Consider the following 16,167-nt stretch of genomic DNA (forward strand, 5'->3'; position numbering starts at 1 on the left):
TCGACTGCTGGCCGACAACCGGTAGTCAGACCCGGTAGACCTTCACACTGCCCACCACGGTGTCCAACCTCAGCCGCAGCAGCGGCGCGTCGGAGTAGTCGCCGGCCGAAGCCTCCGCCACCTGGCGGCTGCCCACCGTGCTCTGCCCCTCCACCTCGACCCGCACTCCGCGCGGGATCCACACCTTCACCGACCCCACCACGGTCTGCACCCGCAGCTCGACCTCGGGCGCGACGATCTCCGCCTGCCGCAGGTCGAGCTTCACCGCCCCGACCACCGCGACCATCTCGGTATCCCGATCCAGGCGCCACCGCCCGGACCGCTTGATCGCCCCCACCGGAGTGCGGTGCGACACCACACCACGCGCCGCACCGGCGACCACCGGCGCCCGCTGCGTCGGCAGATCACCGACCACCTCACCCAGGTCACCACGGGTGAGCGCCGCATACGCCCGCCCGGCCCGCTCGCTGAACTCCGCCAGCGTCAGCCGCCCCTCGCCGGCGGCCGCGCTCAACCGCGCGACCACCGCCTCCCGCTCGGCGTCCGACACCCGCAGCGACCGGTCCGGGTCGTCGCGCGGCGCCAGGCCCGCCGAGCCTGACCGGTCGGAACTGCCGTCGTTGGTCGCATCCATGGCAGGCACGATATCGAAGAACGGCAGCTAACCCCAATCGCCTTCGACTAGTAACCCCCGTGGGGGTATACATGGAGAGACAAGTCCGGGGAAGGGAGCGCCGCACATGCCGAAGATCAACGTCTACCTGCCCGACGACCTCGCCGAGGCCGTCAAACAAGCCGGAGTCCCCGTCTCCGCCATCTGCCAACGCGCCCTCGAACAAGCCGTACGGCGCGTCACCGCCATCCGCGAAACAGCCCTCAGCGACCTCGACACCGACGACCTCACCACCCGACTCCCGCACTTCACCCCCCGCACCCGCGCCGCCCTCACCCTCGCCATCGACCAGGCACGCACCGCCGGCACCGGCAACGTCGGCACCGGACACCTCCTCGGCGGCCTCCTCACCGAAGGAACCAACCTCGCCCTGCACGTCCTCCAGGCCCTCGACATCGAACCCGACCAACTCGCCCAGACCCTCGCCCGGCAACCACAGACCGAACCCGGCACCGACCCCGCCGACACCACCCCACACTTCACCAGCCCCGCCGCCAACGCCCTCGAACTCGCCGTCACCGAAGCCACCGCTCTCGGGCACAACTACGTCGGCTGCGAACACCTCCTCCTCGGCCTGATCACCGAACCCGACGGCGCCGGCGGCCAGGTCCTGCGCGCCGCCGGCGCCGAACTCCGCCTCACCCGCCGCGCGGTCGTCGCCGCCCTCGCCGGATACGTCCACCTGCGAGCCGAAGCCGGCACGGCGCCCGACGCGCCGAGCCGGACCAGTGGACAAGCCGCGACCGCGCTCGCCGCCGCGGTACGCCAGGAACTCCAGCCACTCATCCAGCGCATCGAACGGCTGGAACACCACACCGGCGTCACCCCCGACGCGTCCCCCGACCCCGCGCCGTGACCGGCACACCCCGGCCGGCCACCCGCCGCCACCGCACCACGACAGCCATCGCCGCCGCCCTGCTGTTCGCCATGCTGCTCCTACCCCTGCTCACCGAACCCCGCTGAAGGACACCCATGCCCCCGCGCGTCCTGCTCCTGGCGACCAAGGACACCATCGCCTACCAGCCCAGCCGCTCCGCCGTCGCGTCCGGCGCCGACCTGCTCGCCACCATCCCGGCGGCCCGGCGCCCCACCGCCCAGGTCACCGTCGAAGACGTCATGGCCGAACCCAGCTGGGACACCTCACCGGCGACCATGCTCAGCCTCGCCCGCCGCGCCCGCGCCGCCATCCTCGACGACGGATTCGACGGCGTCGTGATCACCCACGGCATCGACACCCTGGAAGACACCGCGTTCCTCACCGACCTGACCGCCGGGCAGGCCACCACGGAAGGCGGCATCGTCTTCACCGGCGCCACCCGGCACCTCGACGACCCGTCCACCGACGGCCCCGGCAACCTCACCGCGGCCCTGGCCGCCGCGACCCACCCCGCACTGCGCCACACCGGCGTCGTGGCCTGCCTCAACGACGAACTGCACGCCGCCCGGTGGGTCCACGCCGCCGACACCACCAGCGTCGCCGCCCTCCGGTCGTACCCGTACCCGCCGCTCGGCCGGGTCGTCGACGGGCAGGTCGAGCTGCTCGCCGTACCGCCGCCCCGGCCACCCGCGGCAGCCGGCGAACCCGAATCCGACGTCGCCCTGATCAAGACGTACCCGGGCATCGAACCGACCCTGCTGACCACCGTCGCCGACGCCGGCGCCCGGGGCATTGTGCTGGAGGGCACCGGCGAGTCCAACGTGCCGGTCAACCTGTTCAGCACCATCAGCGACCTGACCGAGTGGGACATCCCGGTGGTCATCGCGTCCCGGTGCCGCACCCGCGGCGTACCGCTGGAGCACACCCCGACCGGAACCGGCATGGCCGCCGCCATCGGCGCTATCGGCGCCCGCGGCCTCGCCCCCACCAAGGCCCGGGCGGCCCTCATGGTCGCCCTCGGATCAGGCGGCGTGCCCGCCGTCCGCGACTGGTTCAGCCGGCTCTGACCCGCCGGCCCGCACCCGGCCCCGGGCGTCCCCGGCTACGCTGACCTTCCCGGGCCAGTCCGGCACGAGCGAGTGATTGCGAGGCCACGCGGATGCTCCTCAAGTCCCTGTGCTGCTCGATGGCCCTGCTCACCGCGATCGGTCTGATCGCCGTCCGCATCAGGGGTACCTCCGGGCGCTGAACCGCAAGTCCGCATCTTCGATGCGGCGGGTTTTGCCGCACTGTTCGTCGTGGCGTCACATTCTCTAAGCCGTCCTAGGACGCTAGGTTTGAGTGGCGGACGGACCCGCCATACTTGGTCGATGACGTTCACGGCCGCCGCCCGCGCCGCCGTCCTGAGCCGGTTGTGGGGCGCGCTGGCGCGGGAGCCCATTCCCGGCATCGCCGGCCGCGAACACGACGGGTCGACCCTGGTCGTCCGGCTCGCCGACGGGCGGGCACTGACCGGACCGGCGGACGCCGCGGAACCGTTCGCTGACGCTCCCGCCGGGCTGCGGATCGGCGGACACGACGACCCGGTCGCGCTGATCACCGACCTGGTACCGGGGCCGGCCGGCGCACGGCTGGCCGCCGAACTGGCCGACAGCGTCACCAACCTCGCCCGCTCCCGGGCCGCGGCGCCGGAACCCGACCGGGGCACGCCGTACCTGACCCGCTCCCCCGACCTGGCCGACCTGGAGCAGTGCGTCGTCGACGGACACCCGCTGCACCCGCTATGCCGTACCCGTACCGGCATGTCGGAAGCCGAGGTGCGCGCGTACGCCCCCGAACACCGGCCGGTGGTGCACCTGCGCGAGTACGCCGTACCCGCCGGGGCGTGGCTGTCCACCGGCCGGGGACTGCCGCCCCGGCTGCTGGTACACCCGTGGCAGCACGAACACGTCCTGCCCCGGTACCCGTGGCTGTCCGCCACCGGCCGCACCGTGGCGGCCCGGCCGCTGATGTCGCTGCGTACCCTCGCCCCGCTCGACCACCCGACGGCACACGTGAAGACCGCCGTCGACGTGCAGATGACCTCCGCGGTCCGGATCGTCTCACCCGCCGCGGTGCGCAACGGGCCGGTGGTCTCCGCACTGGTCGGCGAGCTCGGCACGGCGGCCGGACTCGACGTGCTGCGCGAGACGGCGGCCGGCGCGGTGCTCATCGACGGTCAACCCAGCCGGCACCTGGCCATGGTGCTGCGGCAGGCCCCGGCCACCGGGCCGGGAGAGGTGGTGATGCCGCTGGCCGCGCTGTGCGCGCCGTCCCCGGCCACCGGCCGGGCGCTGCTGACCGAGGCGGTCGACCTCGGGTACGGCGGCGATCCGCACCCGTTCGCCGCCGAACTGGTTCACCTGCTGTTACCACCGCTGCTGCGCCTGCTCCACTCCGGTGTCGCCCTGGAGGCACACGGGCAGAACACCCTGGTGATGCTGCGCACCGGGCAGCCCGCCCGGCTGTACTACCGCGATCTCGGAGGGGTACGCCTCTCGCCGGCCCGGCTCGCCGCCGCCGGAATCACCACCGCACCGCCGCACGGCGATCTGGCCACCGACGATCCGGACGAGCTGCGCACCAAGCTGTTCGCCGCGGTCCTGTCCACCGTGGTCGGCCAGCTGGCCGCGACCCTGCGCCGGGAGTACGGCACCGACCCGGACACGATCTGGAAACTCGTCGCCGGCACCGCCCGGGACACCTACGCCGACCTGCCCCGCACCGCCCGGCCCGACGCCCGCGCACTGTTCGCCGCCGACCTCCCGGTGAAGGCCATGACCGCCATGCGGCTGGCCGACGACCCGATCCACGACCTCTGGACCACGGTTCCCAATCCCCTGGCAGGCCGATGATGCCCAGCACCACCGACCCGGTGACCCTGGCCGGAGCCGAACTGGCCGCGCACGCCCCACACCTGCTCGACGCGTTCCGCGACGCCCTGCCCCGGGCCACCGACGTGGTCACCCGGCGGCTGCTCGGCGCCGCCTGGCGCGAAGATCTCGGCCACGCCCGGCACATCCTGCGCCCCGCCCGCCGGCACGGGTTCGACCGCGTCGACCTGACCGGGCCGGTCCCGGCCACCCCGTCCGCGGCGCTCACCGACCTCGGCATATCCGATGCCGGACTGGCCACGGAACTGACCGACGCCGCGCGCAACCTCGCCCTCGGCTACGCCCGGCGGGCCGGCATCGACGCCGACCTGCGCGCCCGGGCCGCCGCCGCCGGGGCACCCGACCTGTACGGGCTGGCCGCCACCCTGGCCGGTGACGACCAGCTCATCCTGTACGAGCGGCTGGCCACCGAGGGCCACAACCTGCACCCATGCGGCCGTACCCGGCTGGGCTGGCGGATACCGGACCTACTCGCGCACGACCAGGAGTCGCCGCAGACCCGGGTCGGGTTCGTCGCCGTCGCCGACCGGCTGCACCTGGGCGACGACCTCGGCGCGCTGCTGCGCGACGGGTACCCGTGGCTGCCCACTCCACCGGCCGGGTACCGGCTCCAACCGGTACACGCCTGGCAGCTGGCCACCGTGCTGCCCGACCGGTACGCCGACCTGTTCGCCGCTCGGGACCTGATCCCGATGGGCACGGCCACGCTGCGCGCGGCACCCACCATCGCGCTGCGCACCGTGCTGCTGGAACCGGACGTGCACGGGCAGCGCCGGTACCTGAAGCTGTCCCTGGACATCCAGGTCACCTCGACCCGGCGGACCATCTCCGTGGCCAGCACCCGCAACGGCCCGGCCATCTCCGCCCTGCTGCACCGGCTGCTGGCCGGCGAGCCCCGGGTGCTGCTGCTGCCCGAGGTCGCCGGCGCGGCGGTCACCGCGACGGGCGGGCGCAGCCGGGACATCTCCGCGATCGTCCGCGGCGGGCTGACCGGCGCGCTGCTGCCCGGCGAGGTCGCCATCCCCGGATCGGCGCTGGTCGCGACGTCACCGGTCACCGGGCGCAGCGTGCTGTCCGAGCTGCTCACCCGCGCCGGCCTGGGGCCGCTGGAGTTCCTGGACCGGTACGCCGCCCTGCTGCTGCCGCCGCTGCTGCGCCTGGCCGCCTCTGGAGTGGGGCTGGAAGCGCACCTCCAGAACAGCATCCCGACTTTCGTCGACGGGGTACCGCACCGGATCGCCTTCCGCGACTTCGCCGGCCTGCGGCTGCACCTGCCCCGGCTGGCCGGGGCGCCGCCGCTGTGGCCCGGCTCGGTGGTCGGCACCGCCGACGTCGACGTGATGCGGGCCAAGCTGGGCTACACCGCGCTGCAGGCGCACCTCGGAGAGCTGGTCACCCACCTGGTCGACAGCGGCGGGCTCGACGAGGCGGCGGCGTGGCGCGCGGTACGCAAGGTTCTCGACGAGGCCCGGGCCGACCCGGCCGACCACCGGTTCCTCACCGCGCCCCGGGTGCCGCACAAGGCCCTGGTACGGATGCGGCTCGCCGACGGCGGCGGGTCCGGCGGGGGCGGCACGGACACCTACGTGCCGGTGCACAATCCCCTGCATGCTTCCTGAGCGGGTGACCGCCGCGCTGCGCGGCGTACCGGGGCCGGTCTGCGCCTACGTGTACGACACCAGCGTGCTGCGCGAACGGGTCGCCGCGGTCCGCGCCGCGGTACCGGAGGGCGCCACCGTGCTCTACGCGGTCAAGGCCAACGGAACACCCGGGGTGGTGGCCGCCCTGGCCGAGGTGGCCGACGGGCTGGAGGTCGCCTCGGGCGGCGAGCTGGAACTGGCGGTACGGGCCGGGGCGCGGCACATCGCGTTCAGCGGCCCGGCCAAGACCGACGAGGAACTGGGCGCCGCGATCGCGGCGGGTGCCACGGTCAACGTGGAAAGCCTCCTGGAGTTGCGCCGGCTGGCCGCCCTGGCCGGCACCGCACCGGCGCAGGCGCCACCGGTGCGGATCGCGCTGCGGGTCAACCGGGCCGGGCCGACGCTGCCCGGCAGCCACCGGATGACCGGCGTACCCACCCCATTCGGCCTGGACATCTCGGCCCTCGACGAGGCGGTCGCCCTGGTCCGCGGGCAGCCCCGCCTCGACCCGGTCGGATTCCACCTGCACGCGGTCTCCAACAACCTGGACGCACCCGCGCACGCCGCGTTCATCGCCGACGCCCTCGACTGGTCCCGGCGCGCCGCCGACCGGTACGGGTTGCGCCTGCGGGAGGTCAACGTCGGCGGGGGCTTCGGCATCGACCACACCGGCATGGCGCACTTCGATCTCGGGGCGCTGCGCGGCGCCCTGCCCGGCGACGTGCCGCTGGTCTTCGAACTGGGCCGGTTCCTCGCCACCCCGGCCGGCTGGTACGCCGCCGAGGTCCTCGACCTCAAACGCAACCACGGCCGGTGGTTCGCCGTCCTGCGCGGCGGTACCCACCACTTCCGGCTACCCGCCGCCTGGGGCTACAGCCACCCTTTCACCGTGCTGCCGGTGCCCGACTGGCGGTACGGGTTCGACCGCCCCGAGGTACGCGACGTGGCCGTGGACGCGGTCGGCGAGCTGTGCACCCCACGCGATGTGCTGACCCGGGGTCAGCGGGTGGACCGGCTGCGCGTCGGCGACGTGCTGGTCTTCGGCAACGCGGGCGGGTACGGCTGGGACATCTCCCACCACGACTTCCTCCGCCACGAGTACCCGCGGATTGTGGTGATCTGACAGCGCGGCACCGTTCAGTGCGGCGGGCGGTCCTGGCCGATCTGCAGCAGGCCGTCGCCCTTGTGGTCGACCTGCAGCGTGGTGTGCTCGATGCCGTACGCGTCGTGCAGCAGACGCTCCAGCGCCCTCCGGGTGTCGTGGCAGTCTCCACCCGGGGCCACCAGCACGTGCGCCGACAGCGCCGGGGAGTCCGAGCCGATCTGCCAGACATGCAGGTCGTGCACCTCGGCGACGCCGGGGACCCGGGCCAGCCGGGTGCCGACCTGCGCCGGGTCGATGCCGGCCGGGGCGGCCTCCAGCAGGATGCGCCCGGACGCGCGCAGCAGGCCGACCCCGGCGCGGACCATGAGCGCCGCCACGACCAGGGTCGCCACGCCGTCCGCCCGCCGGTAGCCGGCCAGGATGATGACCAGCCCGGCCGCGGCGGTGGCGACGAACGCGTACAGGTCGGTCAGGATGTGCGCGAACGCGCCCCGGATGTTCAGGTTGTCGCGGTTGGCGCGGCTGATCAGCAGCGTGGCCGCCAGGTTCACCACGATGCCGACCAGGGCGGTCACCAGCACCGGTGTGCCCGCCACCGGCGGCGGGCTGACCAGGTGCCGGATCGCCTCGACGGCCAGGGCCACGGCCAGGACCAGCAGGGCCATCCCGTTGGCCTGGGCGGAGAGGATCTCCGCGCGGCGCAGCCCGTAGGTGTAGCCGCCGCGCGGCGGCCGGACCGCCAGGCGCATCGCGATCAGGGCGAGGATCAGGGACGCCGCGTCGGTGAGCATGTGCGCGGCGTCGGACAGCAGCGCCAGCGACCCGGCGGCCAGCCCGACCACGACCTCGCCGGCCATGAAGGCGAGGATCAGGGCGAGCGCCCCGCCGAGCAGCCGCTGATCGCCACCGGCCGCCGGGTGATGATCGTGTCCCGCGCTCATCCGTCAAATATATGCGATGTTTGCAATATGTGGGGCCCGTCCGGGCCGCCCGGCGCGCCGCGCATCCACGCGGCCACCGCGACCCCCACGCTCACCGCGCGAGCACAATGTCCCCGGATAGCCGATTCTGACGCCTTCGGGCCGGACAAAATCCGTTGCCGGCCGTCACGAGCGTCGCCGATGATGGCGACCATGGCCACGACCCGACGCGCCGACATGTTCACCGCCGATGGCAGGCCCTCCGACGACGACCCGCGGGAGCACCGGCAACGGTTGGGCGACGAGCGGACCACGCTGGCCGAAACCCTGCGCTGCCTACGGCTCACGTTGGAGATGAAGTGCGACGGCCTCGACGCGGAGGCGATGGCGCGGCGTTCCGTCGAGCCGTCCACGATGTCGCTGCTCGGGCTGGTACGGCACCTGGCCGAGGGGGAACGCGCGACGTTCCGGGTGCTGATGGCCGGGCAGGACGTGCCCCGGCTCTACTGCTCCGACACCGACCGCGACGGTGATTTCGACGGCGCCGTCCCCGACCCCCGAGTGGTCGCCGAGGCATGGGAGGCGTGGCGCGCGGAGGCGGAGTTCGGCACGCGGTTCGTGGCCGAGGCGCCCAGTCTCGACATCACCGCCGACGACCGGCTGAACAAGCACGGCAGCGGCGGAGGGGCGATGTCGCTGCGCGAGGTGCTGGTCGGGATGATCGGGGAGTACGCCCGCCACTTGGGGCACGTCGACCTGTTGCGCGAGCGGATCGACGGACGCCTCGGCCAGTGACGACCCCGGCCGGCCCGGTCCCCGGCCGGTGCCATTGCCGGGGAGCGGGCCGGCCGGAGAGCGGGGCAGCGGTCAGCGGGCGCCGGCCGACCAGTCGTCGCCGGACTGCCACGCGGTGACCTGCTGGACGATCCGCACCGCCAGGACGGCGGCGACGGCGCCCGCCACGCCGTTGACCGCGTTCCAGAACTGCACGCCGGTGACGTGCCGGGTGCCGTCCGCGTACACGGTGGTGAACGTGAACCGGATCAGGCCGAGCACGAAGGCCACCCACCAGACGACGACCAACCGGGGCACCTTCCAGGTCCTGAACGCTCCCGGCCTGCTGCGGGCGAACACCTCCGACACCACGGCGGCGGGAATGAACAGGTCGGCGACCGGGATGAACCAGCCGCCGATCGTCCAGCCCTTCTTCCAGGTCAGGGCGGTGTCGCCGCGCCGGTCGAGGTTCTCCCGGGCCCGGTACAGCCACATCAGGAACGTGACGGCGGTGTAGATCCAGCCGACCACCAGGAGCGTGGACAGGACGTCGAGGAGGGCGGCCGTGCCGCCGTCCGCGTCCGGTACCCACGGCGTCGACAGGGCTTTCAACGCGGACAGCGCGGCCATCACCCACAGCCCGCCGACAGCCAGCGTCGCTGGAGTCCGCAGTGGATGCGTGGTCGCGGGGTGAACGACGTCCATGGAACCCATGTCCCTTCTCGCCAGAGAAGATGCCTCCCCAGGACTGACACGGGTGTGCCACATGGTAGGTCCCCGGCGCCAGGGGCGTGTCGCGTCCCTCACGCTCCTGCCACTATCTCCTTATCGCAAATTACTTGTGATAACGTCCCGGACGAGCGTGGGCCACGCGTGCCCGCGTCGGCGCCCGAGGAGAGGCCAGATGACGAACGCGGACCCGGCGGTATCCAGGCTTTCCCTGTTCCGCCGCACCCTGACCCGCCGCGACCGGCGGTCGCTCGGCGGCATGCTCGGCTTCATCGTCCTGTTGCACGCGGTCGGCTTCGCCGTGCTCTTCGGCCTCGTCGTCCCGAAGCACTTCCACCTCGGCGGCGACCACCCGGTGTTCACCATCGGCGTCGGCGTGCTCGCCTACAGCTTCGGCCTGCGCCACGCCTTCGACGCCGACCACATCGCGGCCGTCGACAACACCACCCGCAAGCTGATGGCCGACAACGCCGAGACCGGCGCCGACCGCAAACCGCTGTCGGTCGGCTTCTGGTTCTCCCTCGGCCACTCGACGATCGTCTTCCTGCTCTCGTTCCTGCTCGCCGCCGGCGTCAAGGCGCTGGCCGGTCAGGTGGAAAACGACAGCTCCGGCCTCCACTCGATCACCGGCGTCATCGGCGCCTCCGTCTCCGGCGTGTTCCTGTGGATCCTCGGCATCCTCAACTTCGTCGTCCTGCTCGGCATCCTGAAGGTGTTCCGCGACATGCGCAGCGGCGTCTACGACGAGCAGGCGCTGGAGGAGCAGCTCAACAAGCGCGGGTTCATGAACCGCATCCTCGGCGGGTTGACCCGGTCGGTACGCAAGGCATGGCACATCTACCCGGTCGGGGTGCTGTTCGGCCTCGGGTTCGACACCGCCACCGAGGTCGGCCTGCTCGTCATCGCCGGTGGCGCGGCCGCGTTCAACCTGCCGTTCTACTCGATCCTGGTGCTGCCGATCCTGTTCGCCGCCGGCATGTGCCTGATGGACACCGTGGACGGCGTGTTCATGAACGCCGCCTACGGCTGGGCGTTCGCCCGCCCGGTCCGCAAGGTCTTCTACAACATCACCATCACGTCCATCTCCGTCGCGGTCGCGCTCATCATCGGCACCATCGAACTCGTCGGCGTCCTCGCCGACCAGGCGGGCATCACCACCGGCCCGATCGCCGCGATCGGCAGCATCCCCCTGGACTACGCCGGCTACGGCATCGTCGGGCTGTTCGTCGTGTCCTGGCTGTTCGCGCTCGCGGTCTGGCGCTTCGGCCGGATCGAGGAACGGTGGTCGGCACGGCTCGCGACGCCGGACGCCGAACCCACCCCGGCGGAGGACGCGCCAATCGGCTCGGCCTGATGCCCGGACCGCTTCGCCTGGTGCCAGAATCAGCGGCGGCACACGACGTCAAGGATTCCCGGACGAGGCCGAGAGCGGCGGTGACGGCTGGCGTGGACGGCATGCGCGACACCGATCGGCGGGAGCGCGTCCGTCGCGCCTGGCAGCAGCTCGCCACAGCCGGCGCCCGGCGCACCCTGGCCCGCGGCATGGTGATCGACGCGCTGGCCGGCACATCCGCCCACCTGTCCATCACCGCGATCCACCAGAAAGTGGCCGAGCAACGGCCGGAGATCAACATCTCGACCGTACACCGGACCGTCGCGTTCCTGGCCGAGCACGCGGTGGTGCACCAGCTGGCCTGGCCGGGCGAGGCCCGCTACGGGCTGTGCGCCGACCCGCACGTGCACGCCATCTGCGAAGAGTGCGGGACGATCTCCGAGATCCCCGCGCCGAGCCTGGCACACGCGGTCGCCGCGGCCGGCGACGCGACCCGCTACGACATCGGGCAGGCCGGGCTCACCCTGTTCGGGCGCTGCCCGGCCTGCCGCTGACCAGACGTCACCGCCCGTCCGAGTCCTCCGGCAGCTCGTCCGGCGGCCCGTCCCAGTCCTCGACCTCGGGCAGGAACGTGGAGGCGTGCTCGTGGGCCTCGGCCAGCTCCCTGGCCCCCTCGGGCACGTGGACGACTTCGTCCTCGGCGAGCACGTCGGCCTGCCCATCGTCGATCACATCGGCGTCAACACTCTCATCGGTCACGTCGCGACCAGTACCCACTCCCGGCGATCCGCACACTCACCGCCCGGCCGTACCGGTGAACGCGCGCCGGTAGTCCGTCGGCGTCATGCCCTGCGCCCGGCGGAACTGGCGGTTGAAGTTCGCCAGGTTCGCGAAGCCGCAGTCGTGCGCGATGCCGGCCACCGACCGGTCGGAGTCGACCAGCGCCCGGGCGGCCGCGGCGACGCGCACCGACGTGACGTACCCGGTCAGCGTCGTACCGAGCTGGTCGCGCACCAGGCGGCTGACCGACGACGGCGACATCGAGACCTCGGCCGCGACACCGTCGCGGGTGACCGGTTGGCGGAACCGTTCGTCGACGTAGCGGACCACCGCGTTCAGCGCACGCGCGCGGGCCGGCGCGACCGGGCGGGCCGACCCGGCACTGGCCAGAGTGACCGTCGAACGGGACTCGGCCAGGCGCACCAGGAGGTCGAACAGGCCGACCGTCTGCCGCGCTCCGTCGAGCCCGGCCAGGCGCCGGGCCGCGCGTACCCAGCTCTGCCCGGGCGCCGCGTCGGTGACACCCCTGGCCGAGGCGCGCAGCAGGGAACGCAGCGCGCCAAACTCCGCCCCACCGACCAGACCGTCCACAAGGGAGCCAGGGAACTGGGCCACGTACGCCAGGTGCGGCCCGTCCCGCCGCGCCGAGGCGTAGGTGTGCGGCAGCCGCGGGCCGAACAGCGCGACATCCCCCGGCCCGTACGGCGACGCGCTGTCCCCGGTGAACCGCCGGCCCCGGCCGGCCGCGATCACCGTCAGCTCGTAGAAGTCGTGCGCGTGCCAGGAGAAGTCGAACGCGTCGCCGGAACGCGCGTGGAAGACCCAGTCGCGCCCGGCGTCCGGTGCGATGAACTCCACCGTGGGGCGCATCCCCCGATGGTAGCGGCGGGCCGCGCCGGCCCCCGGCCACCCGAAGACCGGCCGGTCACCCGAGTACCGGATCGTGCCCCCTGGCGCGGTAGCCCGCCGGCCCCCGCGACGCGACCGTGGAACCGCACACGAGCCGACACCACCGGGAGCCATCATGACCGACCGGACCGACACCATCGACATCGACAGCGCCTACCCGCTGCCCGACCACGCGGCCACCCGGCTGGCCGAGGACGGGTACGTCCGGCTGCCCGCGGTCCTGACCGCCGAAACCGTCGCGCACTACGAACCGACCATCACCGGGCAGGTCATCGACCGCAACCTGATGCACCTGCCGATGGACCAGCGCGACACGTACAGTCGCGCGTTCCTTCAGGTCACCAACCTGTGGCAGCACGACGACCTGGTACGGGAACTGGTGTTCTCGCGCCGCCTCGCGCGGATCGCCGCGACGCTGCTCGGCGTCGACGGCGTACGGCTGTACCACGACCAGGCCCTCTACAAGGAACCTGGCGGCGGCATCACCCCGTGGCACGCGGACCAGTACTACTGGCCGTTCGCCTCCGACCGGACCATCACCGTCTGGCTGCCGCTGCAGGACACCCCGACGCGGCTCGGGGCGCTGGAGTTCGCCCGCGCCAGCCACCGCCTCGACCTGGGCCGGAACCTGCCGATCGGCGACGAGTCCGAACGCATGCTCCAGGACGAGCTGGCCGCCCGCGGGTTCACGACGGACACGGCCGGGTACGCGCTCGGCGACGCGAGCTACCACCTGGGATGGACGTTCCACCGCGCCGGGCCGAACCGGTCCACGATCCCGCGCCGGGTCATGACGATCATCTACGTCGACGCGGACATCGCCATCAGCGAACCGGTCAACGACCCCCAGCGCAACGACCTCGCGACGTTCATGCCCGGCGCCCGGGCCGGCGGCGTGCCGGACACCCCGCTGAATCCCGTGCTGTACAGGCACTCCGCGGCAGCCTGACCCGTTCGACTGGTCTGGCTCGGCGCGTCCGGCGCCGCGCGGCGACCCAGACCAGTCGTCGGCGACGCGCGGCCGGCATCGGCCGCGCGTCTCCCCCACGGCGTGTCTGTCGTTCGGTCGTGGGTCATAACCCCTAAAGCATCCTAGGATAATAGGAGTCTGGGAGCCGGGCGGCTTCCCGGACTCCTCAGCCCGACAGCGGGATCCGCCAGGACGACGACCCGCGCAGGTCCAGCCAGACGTCGGTGGGCGTGCGGACCAGGTGCACGTTCACCTCGCCGCAGTACGGGCAGCGGGCGACCATGCCGGGACCCCGGTCGTACACGTGCCGGTCGGCGAACCGTCCCGCCCGTCCGCAGCCGGCACACGTCAGCGTCGAGGCCGATACCTCCGTGCCGAACGCCTCGGCGAACGCGCCGGCGGCCGCGTTCCCGTCGACGTACCGTGCGCCCTCGCCCATCCCGACCTCGTTCATGCCGGCGTCGTCCACCACGCTCTCGTCCATGTCAGCCTCCGGTTGGACCGAACCGCTCGGTGCGGATGGTGGACGGATCGTGCCCCAACTGCTGAAGGAGCCCGGCCACCGCCTCGACAAATGCCGTCGGGCCGCAGACGTACGCGCGGGATCCGGCGTCCGGCGGCCACCCCGCGTCGGACAGGTCGTCCGCGGTGATCCGGCCGACCGGCCGAGTCGTCCCGGGCGGGGCGGAGCGCGTGTAGAGCAGCGTCACACCCAGCCCATTGCCGTCGCCGTCTCCGTTGCCTTCGCCGGTCAGCCGGGACAGTTCCTCGCCGTAGAAGGCGTCGTCGGCCGAACGGACCGAGTACACGAGCCGGAACGGCACCGCGCTGCCCACCCGGGCCCGTTCCCGCACCATCGCCATCAGCGGTACGACGCCCGACCCGCCCGCCACCAGCAGCACCGGGCCGGGTTCCTCGGGACGCCAGACGAACCACCCACCGATCGGGCCGCGCAACTCCACCTCGTCGCCCGGCATCATCTCGTCGACCAGGTACGGCGACACCTCGCCGTCGCGTACCCGCTGCACGGTCAACGCGACCCGGTCCCCGTCCTCCGGAGCGGCCATCGAGTAGCTGCGTTCGGCGCTGTACCCGTCCTCGGCGATCAGCTTCACGTCCACGTGCTGGCCGGCCAGGTGGCCGCCCCAGCCGGGCGCCTCGAACACGACGCTGCGGGTCGTCGGAGTCTCGGTGTGGATGTCGGTGACCCGCGCGGGCAGCCACCTCCTTCGCTGCGCCATGCCGGTCAGTCCCCGGTGTACCGCTGCTCGCGCCACGGATCCCCGTAGTTGTGGTAACCCAGGTTCTCCCAGAACCCGGGGGTGTCGTCGGCGCGCAGCTCGATCCCGGACACCCACTTCGCCGACTTCCAGAAGTACAGGTGCGGCACCAGCAGCCGGGCCGGGCCTCCGTGCTCGCCGGGCAGGTCCCGGCCGTCGTACCGGTAGGCGATCCACGCCTTGCCGTCGCGCAGGTCGGCCAGCGGGAGGTTGGTGGAGTAGCCGCCGTACGAGTGGGCCAGCGCGTACCGTGCCGAGGTCGACACGTCCGCGAGCAGCGTGTCCACCGAGACGCCCTCCCACCGGGTGGCGAGCTTCGACCACTTGGTCACGCAGTGGATGTCCACAGTGGGCTGCTCGCTGGGCAGGTCGAGCAGTTCCCGCCAGGTCCACGAGCGCTCGGCGCCGTCCTCGGTCCGGATGGTGAACCGCCACTGGTCCAGCGGGATGTCCGGGGTCGGGCCCGCCGACAGTACCGGGAACTCACGGGTCAGGTACTGGCCAGGCGGCAGCTTCTCGGCGGACGGGTCGCGCCGGCCCCGAAACCCCCGGGTCACGATCCCCATCGCCGGCTGCTCCTTCCGTCCCAGGCCACCCGGCACACGTGTCGCCACACCGGCGGATGAGGAGTCCGACTCCGGCTGCCTCTCCGGGTGGCGCCCCGTCACCGGTTCTATCGTAAACTCGGGCCTATCCGGCGGTTAGCCCAATCCGGGCACGACCGGGTATCCGCCTCTTCCGGCCCGGATCCGGTACGCTGGCCGCCATGACTGCCGGGTCGGCTCCGCGGAGCCGCGACGAGGACGGTTACCCGGCACTCGCGTGACCTCCCGGCGGGCCCGTGGCCCGCCCACTTCCCCACCCCGACCATCGCCGCACAGTCGGTGGACGTGCCGGAAGGGAGGTGATCGCATGTCTACCTGGGACGAGTTCGTCGCCGGACACGCCGTCGGCGACGTGGTGACCGCGCGCGTGGAGAAGGTCGTGCCGTTCGGTGCGCTGCTCACGGTCGACGCCGGGTTCCCCGGTCTGTTGCCGGGCGCCGGCGCGCTGGAGGTCGGTACCCACGTGCCGGTCCGGATCGCGGAGTTCGACGCTGACGCCCAGCGGATGAGGTTCGCGACGGCCTGACGGCCTGACGGCCGGGCGGGCCGGTCGCGCGCCGGCCCGCCATCGCCCGCACCGCCGTCGGATCCGCCGGCCAGCCGCCAACGCGGACCGCCGCCGTCAATCGAGCTACCGTC

At 72.8% G+C, this 16,167-nt stretch carries 18 protein-coding genes; 10 read left to right on the top strand and 8 right to left on the bottom strand.

Annotation, left to right across the window (positions count from 1 at the left end; genetic code table 11):
• Positions 1–25 precede the first annotated feature (25 nt).
• Positions 26–634 carry a DUF1707 SHOCT-like domain-containing protein gene (locus Raf01_RS40965; protein ID WP_203923526.1) on the bottom strand — a complete coding sequence of 203 codons (609 nt, stop codon included), beginning with the start codon at positions 632–634 and terminating at the stop codon, positions 26–28.
• 106 nt (positions 635–740) lie between these two features.
• Between Raf01_RS40965 and Raf01_RS40970 the strand changes: the two genes are divergently transcribed.
• The 5 genes from Raf01_RS40970 to Raf01_RS40990 all read left to right on the top strand — a co-directional run bounded on the left by Raf01_RS40970 (position 741) and on the right by Raf01_RS40990 (position 7,246).
• Positions 741–1,529 (top strand): Clp protease N-terminal domain-containing protein, encoded by a 789-nt coding sequence (locus Raf01_RS40970; RefSeq protein ID WP_203923527.1) that lies wholly within the window; start codon positions 741–743, stop codon positions 1,527–1,529.
• A gap of 116 nt (positions 1,530–1,645) precedes the next feature.
• Entirely contained in the window at positions 1,646–2,617 is a 972-nt protein-coding gene (locus Raf01_RS40975; protein ID WP_203923528.1) for an asparaginase, read from the top strand.
• A gap of 303 nt (positions 2,618–2,920) precedes the next feature.
• Positions 2,921–4,444 carry an IucA/IucC family protein gene (locus Raf01_RS40980; protein WP_203923529.1) on the top strand — a complete coding sequence of 508 codons (1,524 nt, stop codon included), beginning with the start codon at positions 2,921–2,923 and terminating at the stop codon, positions 4,442–4,444.
• On the top strand, positions 4,444–6,102 hold the full coding sequence (locus Raf01_RS40985) for an IucA/IucC family protein (RefSeq protein WP_239134353.1): 1,659 nt from the start codon (positions 4,444–4,446) through the stop codon (positions 6,100–6,102). Before Raf01_RS40980 ends, Raf01_RS40985 begins: the two co-directional genes overlap by 1 nt.
• The gene (locus tag Raf01_RS40990) at positions 6,092–7,246 is read left to right on the top strand and encodes an alanine racemase (RefSeq protein WP_203923531.1); all 1,155 of its coding nucleotides are present in this window, start codon (positions 6,092–6,094) and stop codon (positions 7,244–7,246) included. The genes Raf01_RS40985 and Raf01_RS40990 overlap by 11 nt, the downstream gene beginning before the upstream one ends.
• Before the next feature lie 14 nt (positions 7,247–7,260).
• Here the strand turns inward: Raf01_RS40990 and Raf01_RS40995 are convergent, their stop codons facing one another.
• On the bottom strand, positions 7,261–8,169 hold the full coding sequence (locus tag Raf01_RS40995) for a cation diffusion facilitator family transporter (protein ID WP_203923532.1): 909 nt from the start codon (positions 8,167–8,169) through the stop codon (positions 7,261–7,263).
• Positions 8,170–8,361: 192 nt separating this feature from the next.
• On the opposite strand from Raf01_RS40995, the gene Raf01_RS41000 reads away from it, so the two are divergent.
• The gene (locus tag Raf01_RS41000) at positions 8,362–8,943 is read left to right on the top strand and encodes a DinB family protein (protein WP_239134354.1); all 582 of its coding nucleotides are present in this window, start codon (positions 8,362–8,364) and stop codon (positions 8,941–8,943) included.
• A gap of 72 nt (positions 8,944–9,015) precedes the next feature.
• Here the strand turns inward: Raf01_RS41000 and Raf01_RS41005 are convergent, their stop codons facing one another.
• Positions 9,016–9,627, bottom strand: coding sequence for a DUF4328 domain-containing protein (locus Raf01_RS41005; protein WP_203923534.1), 612 nt, complete (start codon positions 9,625–9,627; stop codon positions 9,016–9,018).
• Positions 9,628–9,826: 199 nt separating this feature from the next.
• Here Raf01_RS41005 and nicT point away from each other — a divergent pair, with 199 nt between their 5' ends.
• Together nicT and Raf01_RS41015 are read left to right on the top strand one after the other, a co-directional pair.
• On the top strand, positions 9,827–11,005 hold the full coding sequence (nicT, locus tag Raf01_RS41010; RefSeq protein ID WP_203923535.1) for a Nickel transporter NicT: 1,179 nt from the start codon (positions 9,827–9,829) through the stop codon (positions 11,003–11,005).
• A 101-nt stretch (positions 11,006–11,106) separates the two neighbouring features.
• A complete protein-coding gene (locus Raf01_RS41015) occupies positions 11,107–11,538 on the top strand; it encodes a Fur family transcriptional regulator (RefSeq protein ID WP_203923536.1) in 432 nt (143 codons plus the stop codon).
• Between the two features lie 7 nt (positions 11,539–11,545).
• On the opposite strand, the gene Raf01_RS41020 is transcribed toward Raf01_RS41015, so the two are convergent.
• A complete protein-coding gene (locus Raf01_RS41020; RefSeq protein WP_203923537.1) occupies positions 11,546–11,743 on the bottom strand; it encodes a hypothetical protein in 198 nt (65 codons plus the stop codon).
• A 36-nt stretch (positions 11,744–11,779) separates the two neighbouring features.
• Positions 11,780–12,634, bottom strand: a complete 855-nt coding sequence (locus tag Raf01_RS41025) for a helix-turn-helix domain-containing protein (RefSeq protein ID WP_203923538.1) — start codon at positions 12,632–12,634, stop codon at positions 11,780–11,782.
• A 154-nt stretch (positions 12,635–12,788) separates the two neighbouring features.
• On the opposite strand from Raf01_RS41025, the gene Raf01_RS41030 reads away from it, so the two are divergent.
• Positions 12,789–13,622 carry a phytanoyl-CoA dioxygenase family protein gene (locus Raf01_RS41030; RefSeq protein ID WP_203923539.1) on the top strand — a complete coding sequence of 278 codons (834 nt, stop codon included), beginning with the start codon at positions 12,789–12,791 and terminating at the stop codon, positions 13,620–13,622.
• A gap of 187 nt (positions 13,623–13,809) precedes the next feature.
• On the opposite strand, the gene Raf01_RS41035 is transcribed toward Raf01_RS41030, so the two are convergent.
• Genes Raf01_RS41035 through Raf01_RS41045 form a run of 3 tightly spaced genes read right to left on the bottom strand, consistent with a single transcriptional unit; the run spans position 13,810 to position 15,489 of the window.
• The gene (locus Raf01_RS41035; RefSeq protein WP_239134355.1) at positions 13,810–14,127 is read right to left on the bottom strand and encodes a DUF6510 family protein; all 318 of its coding nucleotides are present in this window, start codon (positions 14,125–14,127) and stop codon (positions 13,810–13,812) included.
• A gap of 1 nt (position 14,128) precedes the next feature.
• Complete coding sequence (locus tag Raf01_RS41040) at positions 14,129–14,884, bottom strand: ferredoxin reductase (protein ID WP_203923540.1); 756 nt, start codon at positions 14,882–14,884, stop codon at positions 14,129–14,131.
• 5 nt (positions 14,885–14,889) lie between these two features.
• Positions 14,890–15,489, bottom strand: coding sequence for a sulfite oxidase-like oxidoreductase (locus tag Raf01_RS41045; protein WP_203923541.1), 600 nt, complete (start codon positions 15,487–15,489; stop codon positions 14,890–14,892).
• 346 nt (positions 15,490–15,835) lie between these two features.
• On the opposite strand from Raf01_RS41045, the gene Raf01_RS41050 reads away from it, so the two are divergent.
• Positions 15,836–16,054 (top strand): hypothetical protein, encoded by a 219-nt coding sequence (locus Raf01_RS41050; protein WP_203923542.1) that lies wholly within the window; start codon positions 15,836–15,838, stop codon positions 16,052–16,054.
• Positions 16,055–16,167 lie beyond the last annotated feature (113 nt).

This window comes from Rugosimonospora africana (assembly GCF_016862975.1).
Taxonomy (GTDB): Bacteria; Actinomycetota; Actinomycetes; order Mycobacteriales; family Micromonosporaceae; genus Rugosimonospora; species Rugosimonospora africana.

What these genes read in the sequence shown, in the direction of transcription:
- Raf01_RS41045 (WP_203923541.1), bottom strand. Translation starts at nt 15,489, where the DNA reads ATGGGGATCGTGACCCGGGGGTTTCGGGGCCGGCGCGACCCGTCCGCC.
- Raf01_RS41050 (WP_203923542.1), top strand. Translation starts at nt 15,836, where the DNA reads ATGTCTACCTGGGACGAGTTCGTCGCCGGACACGCCGTCGGCGACGTG.
- Raf01_RS41040 (WP_203923540.1), bottom strand. Translation starts at nt 14,884, where the DNA reads ATGGCGCAGCGAAGGAGGTGGCTGCCCGCGCGGGTCACCGACATCCAC.
- Raf01_RS40970 (WP_203923527.1), top strand. Translation starts at nt 741, where the DNA reads ATGCCGAAGATCAACGTCTACCTGCCCGACGACCTCGCCGAGGCCGTC.
- Raf01_RS40995 (WP_203923532.1), bottom strand. Translation starts at nt 8,169, where the DNA reads ATGAGCGCGGGACACGATCATCACCCGGCGGCCGGTGGCGATCAGCGG.
- Raf01_RS41025 (WP_203923538.1), bottom strand. Translation starts at nt 12,634, where the DNA reads ATGCGCCCCACGGTGGAGTTCATCGCACCGGACGCCGGGCGCGACTGG.
- Raf01_RS41015 (WP_203923536.1), top strand. Translation starts at nt 11,107, where the DNA reads ATGCGCGACACCGATCGGCGGGAGCGCGTCCGTCGCGCCTGGCAGCAG.
- Raf01_RS41000 (WP_239134354.1), top strand. Translation starts at nt 8,362, where the DNA reads ATGGCCACGACCCGACGCGCCGACATGTTCACCGCCGATGGCAGGCCC.
- Raf01_RS40965 (WP_203923526.1), bottom strand. Translation starts at nt 634, where the DNA reads ATGGATGCGACCAACGACGGCAGTTCCGACCGGTCAGGCTCGGCGGGC.
- Raf01_RS40975 (WP_203923528.1), top strand. Translation starts at nt 1,646, where the DNA reads ATGCCCCCGCGCGTCCTGCTCCTGGCGACCAAGGACACCATCGCCTAC.
- Raf01_RS40985 (WP_239134353.1), top strand. Translation starts at nt 4,444, where the DNA reads ATGCCCAGCACCACCGACCCGGTGACCCTGGCCGGAGCCGAACTGGCC.
- Raf01_RS40990 (WP_203923531.1), top strand. Translation starts at nt 6,092, where the DNA reads ATGCTTCCTGAGCGGGTGACCGCCGCGCTGCGCGGCGTACCGGGGCCG.
- Raf01_RS41035 (WP_239134355.1), bottom strand. Translation starts at nt 14,127, where the DNA reads ATGGACGAGAGCGTGGTGGACGACGCCGGCATGAACGAGGTCGGGATG.
- nicT (WP_203923535.1), top strand. Translation starts at nt 9,827, where the DNA reads ATGACGAACGCGGACCCGGCGGTATCCAGGCTTTCCCTGTTCCGCCGC.
- Raf01_RS41005 (WP_203923534.1), bottom strand. Translation starts at nt 9,627, where the DNA reads ATGGACGTCGTTCACCCCGCGACCACGCATCCACTGCGGACTCCAGCG.
- Raf01_RS41030 (WP_203923539.1), top strand. Translation starts at nt 12,789, where the DNA reads ATGACCGACCGGACCGACACCATCGACATCGACAGCGCCTACCCGCTG.
- Raf01_RS40980 (WP_203923529.1), top strand. Translation starts at nt 2,921, where the DNA reads ATGACGTTCACGGCCGCCGCCCGCGCCGCCGTCCTGAGCCGGTTGTGG.